This window comes from Methanosphaera sp., assembly GCF_022768985.1.
Taxonomy (GTDB): Archaea; Methanobacteriota; Methanobacteria; order Methanobacteriales; family Methanobacteriaceae; genus Methanosphaera.
Window position 1 is genome coordinate 81,340 of sequence record NZ_JALEKL010000015.1, and the last position, 11,814, is coordinate 93,153.

General features: G+C 28.9%; 3 protein-coding genes. 1 reads left to right on the forward strand and 2 read right to left on the reverse strand.

What is annotated here, in order from left to right; genetic code table 11:
* Window positions 1–4 precede the first annotated feature (4 nt).
* Window positions 5–1,099 carry a chorismate synthase gene (gene aroC / locus MRZ80_RS07360; protein ID WP_292537817.1) on the forward strand — a complete coding sequence of 365 codons (1,095 nt, stop codon included), beginning with the start codon at window positions 5–7 and terminating at the stop codon, window positions 1,097–1,099.
* Between the two features lie 101 nt (window positions 1,100–1,200).
* Here aroC and MRZ80_RS07365 read toward each other — a convergent pair whose 3' ends face one another.
* Both MRZ80_RS07365 and MRZ80_RS07370 read right to left on the reverse strand, forming a co-directional pair.
* Complete coding sequence (locus tag MRZ80_RS07365; protein WP_292537819.1) at window positions 1,201–6,192, reverse strand: DUF4011 domain-containing protein; 4,992 nt, start codon at window positions 6,190–6,192, stop codon at window positions 1,201–1,203.
* Window positions 6,193–6,539: 347 nt separating this feature from the next.
* On the reverse strand, window positions 6,540–11,814 hold a 5,275-nt coding region (locus tag MRZ80_RS07370; RefSeq protein WP_292537821.1), incomplete at its 5' end, for a hypothetical protein.

Below are 11,814 nucleotides of genomic sequence, written 5' to 3' on the forward strand. Positions count from 1 at the left end.
TATAATGGCAGCAAATACAACAGGAGAAATATTTAAAGTAACAACATTTGGACTAAGTCATGGAGTAGCACTAGGTGCAATAGTAGATGGATGTCCAGCAGGATTAGAACTATCACCTCAAGATATACAAGATGAACTAGATAAAAGACGACCAGGAACAAGTAAAATTACAACAGCACGAAATGAAAAAGATCAAGTAGAAATACTATCAGGAATCTTTGAAGGAAAAACAGATGGAACACCAATTGCAGCAATAGTAAGAAATAAAGATCAAAGAAGTAAAAACTATGACAATCTCCGTGACAATCCAAGAGCAGGACATGGAGATCTATGCTGGAATCAGAAATTTGGAAATTACAACTACAATGGTGGAGGACGTGGAAGTGGAAGAATAACAATAGGACACACCATTGGAGGAGCAGTAAGTAAAAAACTACTAGCAAACTATGGAATTACAACCACAGCACATGTAACCCAAATACATAACATAAAAAATACAAACAAATACACACTCAATGAAATAAAAGCAAACATTACAAAAAACAATGTACGCTGTGCAGACCTTGAGGTTGCAAAACAAATGGAAGATGAAATACTAAAACTAAAACAAGAAGGAAACAGTACAGGTGGAATTGTAGAAATAATAATAGATGGACTACCACTAGGACTTGGACAGCCAGTATTTGATAAAATAGATGGAGATCTTGCAAAAGCATTAATGAATATAGGAGCAGTAAAAGGTGTAGAAATAGGTGTAGGATTTGAATGTGCAACACTTACAGGACGACAAATGAACGATGAAATCTACCTTGATGGTGACATGATAAAAACACGTACCAACAATGCAGGAGGAGTACTTGGTGGAATGACAACAGGCATGCCACTAATTCTAAAAATTGCAGTAAAACCAACACCATCAGTAAGTGGAATACAAAACACAGTAAATCTAAAAGATATGCAGCCAACACAGATAGAAATAGAAGGACGACACGACCCATGTATCTGTCCAAGAGTAACAACAGTAGCAGAAGCAGCATGTAACATGACAATAGCAGATCACATGATACGTGCAGGATTCATACACCCTGATAAAATATAAATATAAAATTTTTAATATAAAAAAAAGAGTAGGTAAATATGATTAAATCTTAAATTAAACTAATTTAATCATATAATTATTATTTTTTTAGGCTAGTTTTCCTACTTAACTAGTTCTAGTTTTCCAGATTCTTCTTTAATAACACCTTGAGATATAAGATCATCCACTACCATATTAAGTTTATCTTTTACATTAGAACGCAGTGCTTTAAATCCCAGATATGTAGAAGCTGTTTTTATGAGATCATCACGAGGTGATGAAAATTCTAGTTTTAATGAATATATTATTGAATTTTCAAGCTCTCTAGGATAAATACGTTCAATTTTTGGAGACTTTCGTCTTCTAACTTTCATATCATCAAAAGTTGAATCAGGTAACATATAAAAGTCTCCTTCTTTTTTAATTGAAGCTTTTTTAACACAACTTTTTATGTATTTATCAATTTCACTTTTAAATTTCTTAGTAGCTCGTCTATCCATCATTACTTTCATAACATCGTAAATGTCATCTACACATATAGGTTCTTCAATTTTAACTAATTCTACAATATTATCTGAAGGATTACTTGGATATGCATATTCATCAAATTCATATGTTTCATAATCTTTGAAATATTTACCTAATTCTTCCTGTTTTTTATCCTCAATTGTCTTGGTAATTATCTTTGCTTTAGGCTCTGGTTTACTGATAAGATTATCTTCATGTTCTCTGGCTATTTTTTCATTATCTTTATTTTTCATAGCCTCTTCAACTGCATAGAGTAATCTTTTCTTTGCCTTTTGATTGATATGATACCAGTCTGTAGACCATATTCTATGGAACTTCCAACCAAGACCTTCTAGGACTTCTTGTCTGAGTCTATCTCTGTCTCTTGCAAGTTGTGATGAATGATATGTTGCACCATCACATTCAATTGCCAGAACATATCTGTTTGCATCATCTTTATCTACAATTGCAAGGTCTATCTTATATCCTGCACATCCTACTTGTTTTTCAACAACATAACCTTCATCAGTTAAGAAGTTATATACAGATTCTTCAAATGGTGAGTCAAAATCTCCTCCTGTATGATAGTTTTCTGGGAATTCACCATTTTCTGCATAATAAAGGAATGTTTTAAGTGCTTCAACACCTCTTGGTGTTGATTGTGTTGTATGCATTTCAGATGATTTGAAGTTACTAAATACAACACATTGTCTTTTAGCTCTTGTAATTAATACATTTAATCTTCTCTCTCCACCTTCCTTATTAAGTGGTCCAAAGCTTAATGAAAGTTTATTGTTTTGATCACGACCATATCCAAGACTTATCAGGATTATGTCTCTTTCATCCCCTTGTATGTTTTCAAGATTTTTTACAAAGAATCCTTCCTCACCATCTTCATTGAAGAATTGTTCAAATTCAGGATTATCTTTTAATTTCTCCTCAATTATGTCCATTATTGTATTTCTTTGTTTAAGATTGAATGTTCCAATACCTAAACTTCTACTATTTCCCCATTTTCTAAAGCAATCAAATGCATATTCAACTACATTTTCTGCTTCTTTAATGTTGTTAGAACCATCTCCTCGTGCATAGACTGTATTTGGATCATACTTAAATTTAAGACCTAGGTCATCTGATTTTTTGGTAGGTGATGGGAAGACGTACAAGTCATTGTTATAGAATTCCTGGTTTGATACAGAAATTAATGATTCATGACGACTTCGATAGTGCCATCTTAGCATTCTAGTTTTAAATGAATTTTTACACAGATGAAGAATACTTTCTATGTTATCTGCAAAACCTTCATCTTCTTCATCATCATCAATATCTAATTCTTTTTCAAAGAATGTTGTAGGTGGAAGCTGTTTTGTATCTCCCATAACAACATACCTGTTTCCTCGCATCATTGCCCCTATTGAATCTTCAATTTTTACTTGACTTGCTTCATCAAAAATAACATAGTCAAAGTATGATTCATATACATTTGGATCAAGGTATTGTGCAATTGATAATGGTGACATCATAAAGCATGGTTTTATTGATGATATAATATCACTTGTTTCACTTAAAATCTTCCTAATAGGCTTAATTTTACGTTTTTTAGTCATCTCATGCATTAAGATTCCAAGAGCAGTATTGTTTCCTGTGGAAATCGCAATGTTTGGTCTATTATTTCCTAGAACTTCACGAACACGATACTTGTTTGATTCAATAATAGCTTTATCTAATTTCTTAAATTCAGCTAATTTCTCCTCATGTAATTTAGAATTAAATTCATCAAGTACTGGTTCATTAGAAAATATGTCAAATAATGCAATGTTGACAAAGTTATAATAGAAAAGACTATCAATTAATTCAGGTTTAACTTTATCTTGCTTGATGTATTTGATTAAATCTTTTGTATATTCATCTGAGTATTCATTGCAGTATTTTGCAAATAATCTATAATCTGTGAGACCTTCAATATTTTCAAGTAATATGTCAATAGTATTTTTCATAGATGAAACATCAGTTGTGTCAATATTATCTATTTTAAGTTCATCTTTGAAGTGTAATTTATCATCAATTTGTCTATATTGTTTTATAATTTCCTCTTTAAGTGAAGATAGCTCATCTAGGTAGGAATTTAATGTGTCAAATTGGTTAGATTCTATGAATTTAACTGTTATATCATTGAAATATTTTGAATCATAAAGCTTTCTAAATTCATTAATATCTATTAATTTCTTATTAAGCACGTTAATATCTGAATTATATGATTTCCATGAATCTCCAAAGTAGTATTTTCCAATATCGTCAAAGGATTCTATAGCTTCAAGTAACTCTTTTAATTTGATAAGTGTGTTAATTTTATCATTTAATGCATTACTTTGAATTGTAACATGGTATGATGATAGTTTTGATTTAATATTATCAAGCTCTGATGCCCATGATATTAATTTTTCAGATTCTATCCTGATTTTATCATCATTATCTGTTTCAGATTTTGAATATGCAAGAATTGTATTTCTCAGTTTTGTTAAGTCATTATTTGCTGCAATTAATTTTTCAAAATCTGCCTCTATTTGATCATCACTAACATCAAAGTTATAATAGCTTTTAAAGTTATTTCTAATTCTTTTAAATTCTCCACTAAAAATTCTTTTAATGAATGAACTTCTTTTTGTTTTAAATTCATAGAATTCTGCTTCAAGATTAGGATTCTTAAGTGCATCTTCCAGGTTTGACTCTTCAATAATATTCTTATTTGTTTTAAATGCTTCATTAATGGATTTAAAGTCCTCTTTATCCATAATGTCCATGTTAATATTTAAATTATTAATATTTTCAAGTAATGTGTCAATTTCATTTTTTAAGCTATTTAAATCTAAATTTAAAACATCAATATTTATATTTCCAATCTTATTTTGGAAATTTTCTATATTTCGAATAATTCCCTCCAGGTAATCTTCATCTTTTAGAAGTTTTAAATCTGGCTTAAGTACTTTTGAATTATTTAGCAATAGATCAATATTTAAGGTATTTAGTTTATCAGTACCAATTAATTCACAAATAGAATCATTACATTTATCAAATTTTTCTAAGCTAGTTGACATGTCATGTAATTGATCTTCTAGTTGTTTAACTTCTGGTGATGATAAATTTTCAGGAGAGGTATTTCGCCATAAATTTCCATTTACTGGTGAAACTATATCATAATATCCCTTAATTTCATTTAATTTTATGATAATTTCACCACGTTTTTCTGTGTCAAGTTGGGATACATCATCAATGTCTAATTTAATAATTTCCTGGTTATTATCTGTTAATTTCTGTGTTTGATATTCATACATACCAATTAATCTAAATGGAGTTAACTGGGTAGATGCATAAGGTGTATGTAGTACTTCTACATATTCATCAAGTTGTGCTTTAACATCATCAAGTTTTCTGAAATCATTTTCATCTGAAAGTTTAACAGAATCAATATTTAAAGTTCGCTCAAGTTCATTAAGAAACTCTTTTTTATTAGAATTTTTTCCATGAAGCTCTAGGCATCCTTCACCCAAGCCTACACTATCAAGTCTTGATTTTACAACATCAAGTGCAGCTTTCTTTTCACTTACAAAGAGAATCCTCTTTCCTGTTGCCATTAATTCTGCAATTAAGTTAACAATAGTTTGTGATTTACCAGTTCCAGGAGGTCCTTCTACAACGAGATTTTTACCATTTTTAGCTTCTTCTAAAACAGCAAGTTGTGATGAATCTGCATCCATAACATTAAATATTTCAGTAGAGTTAAGTGAATTTAAGTCAAGCACATCATCAGATCCATATTCACTACTATCTGGATTAAATAATGATTTTATTGCATTATCTTTGATACCATTCCAATTTGATAAATCAAGATCTTTAAACATTACAAATTTTTTGAAATTGAAACTGGATAGGAAGATGTCATTTGTTATTTTCCAGCCATCTTTTTGGCTTATTAGTGACTCTATTTCTTTGAAGTAATTAATCAGGTCATCTTGTGAATCAAATTCTTCAAAATCAGGAATTTCAACACCCTGTTCTTTAAGTTTATAAATTAATGATAAATTAGAGCGTACCTCATCACCATTCCATCTAACAGTGAAAGGTTGTGAAATAGATGATCTTTCAATAGACATAGGTACTAAAACTAGTGGTGCTTTATGAATACCTTCACTATGATCAATTTCTTTCCATTCAAGAAAACCTAATGCTAGAAAGAAGTCATTATATCCTTGTTCTTCATAGGTAGTTTTATTGTCACGATAAAGTTGAGTTAATCTCTTTTGAAGTTCATCAGATTCATGTTTAGTTTGAAGAAACCTGTCAAGATATGTATCTTTTAATTTACTATTTGAATCCCATGTATTATTCTCAGATAATATATCCTCATCAAGATCTTCATTTGAAAGAAACTTCATCTTTTCTTCATCTATGACAAGAATTTTATATAGTGAAGCTATATCTTCATCAACAATTTCAATACATTTTCTACGAGATCTGAAATTTAATAAATTATTTCTTAAACTCATATCTAGAAGATTATCTCTTAATCCTTCAATAGTCTCTTCAAAATCCCAACTTTCACAACTCATTTTCTAATTTTCCCCATAATATTTAAAATAATATCCCTATTTTATCATCATTTTCATAACTTAAAAAAATTGTTATAATATGAATTTATATTTATGTTTAATTGGATATAATTTTTATTATAACATAAATTTTATTTTATTTTAAAGTATAATGGCTAATATCTTCTAGAATTTGATAAATACGTGAATAATACTATTATTTTAATAATTAATTAGATATTTTAACATCTTTTTTTTCATAGTTTTTGAGTTTAGAGATAATTATAATCCATGTAAAATAAGTTCATAAATAAAAGATTTCTAAAAAAAATAAAAAAAAGGTGGGGGGTTAGAGGGGGAACTAATCTTTAACTATTAATTCCTTTTTTTGAATTTACAATTAATGGAATTGTAAATCTTTTTTCATTATAGAAACTATTAGCACCACATATAATGCTGAGTTTATGTGCTCCTATAGTAAGTGATTTAAATGAAATTTTTAATTTTCCATCATACATTGTATCTTCAATTATAGTTTTACCATCAACTTTAACAGCTATTTTTGTATTACCAATAAGTTTCATATCATATTCATCATATACCATTGCTCTGATTGTGGTATTTTGTTCTGGTTTTACTGTAATTGATGTAATATTAATGTTTGAAACATTAGTTTTTTCAACTGTGAATGTAGAAGTTTCTTCACCTCTATTATAACCTTTATTTGAATATACAAATGTTATATTATAATTGCGTGCTGACATACTATTTGGTAGTTGATATATTCCCATAACAATACCATCTACAACTTTATATTTAATAGTATTTCCATCTTCATCTCTAATTGTTTGACCATTAATTTTAACAATTACAGATCCATTTTTTACAAGGTTACCATCATCATCACGAACAACTGCACTTATTGGAAGTTTTCCATGAGTATGTGTATTTTGTGTGTTTATTTTTATGTTAACATTACGGTTAATAACTGTGAGATTTGCTTTAATATCTTCTGCATAGTAGATACCATTTTCTCCATATACAACATCTATTGTATAGTTTTTAGCTGATAATCCTGATAAGTCAAGTGTAATATTTAACTTTCCATCTTGAATAACTGTTTTTGTAAATGTTTTACCATTGATTTTTATTGTTACTGTTGTATTTGTAATTAAAGTTCTTCCAAATTGATCTTTCACTGTCATATTAATTGTAGCATTTGAATATGTTTTAATTTCAATATTATCCATTGTCACATTTTCAAGGGCATACTTGGTAATTGTTAGTTTTGATGTATTATTTGCATCGTTATAGTATGGATTTTTATAGTATGCAACAACATCATATTTTCCTCCACCAATACTTAATGGAAGTATATATTCAAGATTTGCAACACCATTTGTAACATTTACTGTTACTGTTTTTGCTTGTTCATCTTTTAATGTTTTACCATTAATTTTAAAAATTACAAATCCTTCATTTAATTTATTACCATCAGTGTCAACAACTGTTGTGTTAATTAGTAATTTCTCTGTTAAATGAGGTGAATTTATATCTTTAATTTTAATAATTGCATCACGGTTAATAACTGTGAGATTTGATGTTAATATTTTCTCAGCATATAAACCATTTTCTTTAACTTTAATTGTTATTGTGTAGTTTCCCTGGTAGAGAGTGTCTGTTTTAAGTGTAAAGTTAACTTTTCCATCAACTATAATATCTTCAAGTACAACTTTTCCATCAACATATACTTCAATATCTGATTTACCACTAAGTGGCTGTCCATTTATATCTGTAAGTGTAATGTTTTCAATTGTTGTATTTTGTTGTGTTTTAATTATAGTATCTGGTATTACTACATCTGATATAGTACTACGTGTAATGGAAGTTGTAGCATTAGCTGTTGAATTAGAGTAGTATTTATCTGTAAATATTACATCTACTGTGTAGTTTCCTGCTGTAATTTCACTAGGAAGTGTATATGTCATATTTGCACTACCATTTACTACATCTACTGTTGCAATTGTTCTACCATCAAGTTTGAATATTACAACTCCTTGATTTATAATTTTACCTTCAGTATCAATTACTGTTGTATTAATTGATAAATTACCAAGTGTTGTAGGATTATTTATTTTATCTATTGTTATTTTTGCATCTCTGTCTTCTATTGTTACTTTTGTTGTTATTGTTTTTGCATTGTAGAGTCCATTTTCTTTAATATTAATTGTAACTATATGTTCACCTTCAAGTAGTTCATCCATTACAACGTTTGTATTAAGTACTCCGTCTGTTATTGTTATGTTTTTCTGTGATAAGCCATCAACAAGTATTTCAACACTACTTTCACCTACAATTGAGCGCATAAATTCATCATTTAGTATTGTGTCAATTGTTATGTTTTGTTGTGTTTTAATTGTAATTTCAGGTATTACTACATCTGCAATGTCACATCTTAGAACATCTACATCTTTTGTATTTACAGCATCATTATAGTATTGATCTTTAAATTCAACTTCTATGTTATGTTTTGCTGCAACTATATCATGTGGTAGTGTGTATGTTAAGTTTGCACTTTCATCTACTACATTTATGGTTCCTATTACATTGCCGTCAAGTTTGAATGTTGCAACTCCACGATTTATAATGCTTCCATCTGCATCAATAATTTTTGTATTTATTGTTAGATTACGCATTGTTTTTGGTGTGTTTGTGTTAATTTCAACTGTTGCATTACGATTTATAACATCTACTTTTGTTGTTAATTCTTTGGTGTTGTAGAGTCCATTTTCTTTAACTTTTACTGTAACTGTATATTCACCTTTAAGGCGTTCATCCATCTTAAATGTTGTATTAAGTACACCATTATTTATTGTTAGTGTTTTAATTGACTCTCCATTTACTAGTATTTCAACTTCTGATTGTCCTACTAGCTGTTTTCCTGTTGTATCTTTAAGTATAATGTCTATTGTTGCATTTGTTTGTGTTTTTATTTGTTGTGTTGGTATTGTAAAGTCTGCAATTGTGCTTCTTGAAACATTTATGATTCCACTGTTTTCTGCATTATTGTAGTATGGATCGCTAAATTCTACATCTACATCATAGCTACCTACTGTTATATCTGCAGGAAGTGTGTATGTTAAGCCTGCTTTTCCATCTACTACATTTGCTGTACCTATTATTTTACCATCTAGTTTAAATGTTACAACTCCACGTTTTGTGATGTTTCCATCTGCATCTACTACTGTTGTGTTAATTATTAAGTTACCAAGTGTTGTTAGATTGTTCATCTGTGTTATTGTTAGTGTTGCATCACGATTTTCTATGTTTACTGTTGTTGTGATTGTTTTAGCATTGTAGAGTCCATTTTCTTTTATATTAATTGTAACTGTGTATGTTCCCTGTAGTAGTTTATCTGTTGGTATATCTACTTTTAATGCTCCACCTGTTATTGTGAAGTTTTTATATGATGTTCCATTAATTAGTATTTCAACACTGGATTCATCTACAAGTTGACGTGCAAATTCATCATTTAATGTAATGTCAACTGGTATTGTATTTAATGTTTTCATTGTTACATCAGGTATTACTACATCATTAATATCTGATTTTATAACATTTGTTTCACTTTCTGTTGTGTTAGTATTATAGTATTTATCATTAAATTCTGCAACTACTCTGTGTGCTCCAGCAAATATATCATGAGGTAGCATATATGTAAGATTTGCAGTTCCATTTACTACATCAGCTGTTCCTATTACAATTCCATCAAGTTTAAATGTTACAACTCCTTGATCTACAATGTCACCTCTTATATCAATAACTGTTGTATTAATTATGAGATCACGCATTGTTTTAGGATCATTTATCTCAACAATTGTTACAATACCATTACGGTTAATTATGTTAACTTTTGCTGTAAATGTTTTGCCGTTGTAGAGTCCATTTTCTTTTAATTTAATTGTAATTGTATATTGACCTTTTAGTAGTTCATCCATTGTCACATTTGTCTTAAGTACACCATCTGTTATTGTAAGATTTTTATATGATTTTCCATCAAGTAGTATTTCTACATCTGTTTGTTCAACAAGTTGTGCTCCTGTTGAATCATTTAACATGAAATCTATTGTTATGTTGTTTTGTGTTTCTATTGTTTGTGTTGGTATTGTTAAGTTTTGAATATCTGATTTTCTGATATTTACAACTTTTGATGTCATATTAGAATTATAGTTATCATCAGCTGAGTATTCAACTGTAATGTTATAATCTTTTGATATAATATCATGGGGTAGCATATATGTTAGATTTGCAGTACCATTTACTACATCTACTGTTCCAATTATGTTACCATCAAGTTTAAATACAACACGTCCTTCACTTGCTGGTTGTTTTTCACTATCTGTTATTTTTGTATTAACTTCTAGATTTCTTAGTGTTTGTGTATTGTTTATTTTTGTAATTTCAATTGTTGTGTTACGTTTTACTATGTTTACTGTGGTTTGGATAGTTTTTTGTTCATATAATCCATTTTCTTTAGCTATAATTGTAATGTTGTGAAGTCCAGTATTTTGTGTATCAGTTGGTACTGTGATTTTTAAGTTACCATTTTCAATTGTTGTATTGTATGTTGAGATTCCATCAACTAATACTTCAATATCTGTAGTTTTTATGATCTGTTTATTATTCATATCATGAAGTATTACATCTATTGGTGTATTAAACCATACTTTTCTATCTTGTTGTGGAATTATTACATCCTTAATTATACTTCTTTTAATTTCAAGATCTTTACTTGTTGTATTTGTATTATAGTATTCATTAGTGTATTGTGCTGTTATTTCATATGTATCAGCTACTATTTCTGGTGGTAGTTGATATGTCATATTTGCTGTTCCATTTATAACTTTAATAACTCCTATTGTGTTACCATTAAGTTTAAATGTTACATCTCCTCTGTCTACTATAATATCATCTGTTATTGTGGATTGTATTGTTAATTGTTCTGTTGTTTTAGGATTGTTTGTATTAAATTTAATTGATGCATTACGATTTACAATATTAATTTTTCCACCAAATTCTACTGCATTATAAAGATCATTTTCTATGGTTTTAACTAAAATGTCATATTCGCCTGCCATGCGTCCATCCATTTCAACATCAACATCAAAAATACCCTCAACTATTGTGATATTCTTAATAAATTCACTATTAATATACATTTCACCATTAATTATTCCAGCTGCTTTTTTTCCAACTGAATCATTAATTTGCATATTTATAGTGGTATTTGTTAATGTTCGAATTTCCTGTGTAGGAATCACTATTTGCTCTGAAAGGTCACTTCTTATAATATGTACACTTTTTGTAATAGAGTTATCAATATAATATTCTGCTGAAAACTCAACAATAAGTGGATGATCACGTGCAGTTTTATTAGGTGGTAGTGTGTAGATTAGTTGTGCTGTTCCATTTATAAGACGAACAGTTCCAATTACATCATTACCAAGATGTATTGTTATATTTGCATCTTCTACAGGTTGATCATTATCTGTTGTTGCTGTTATGTTAATTATTAGATCTTGTGTTGTTTTTGGCGTGTTTGTTGTAACATCAAGTTTTGCTACACGATTAATAAGACTGATA

Coding starts and splice junctions, on each gene's coding strand:
- MRZ80_RS07365 (WP_292537819.1), bottom strand. CDS start 6,192: ATGAGTTGTGAAAGTTGGGATTTTGAAGAGACTATTGAAGGATTAAGA.
- aroC (WP_292537817.1), top strand. CDS start 5: ATGGCAGCAAATACAACAGGAGAAATATTTAAAGTAACAACATTTGGA.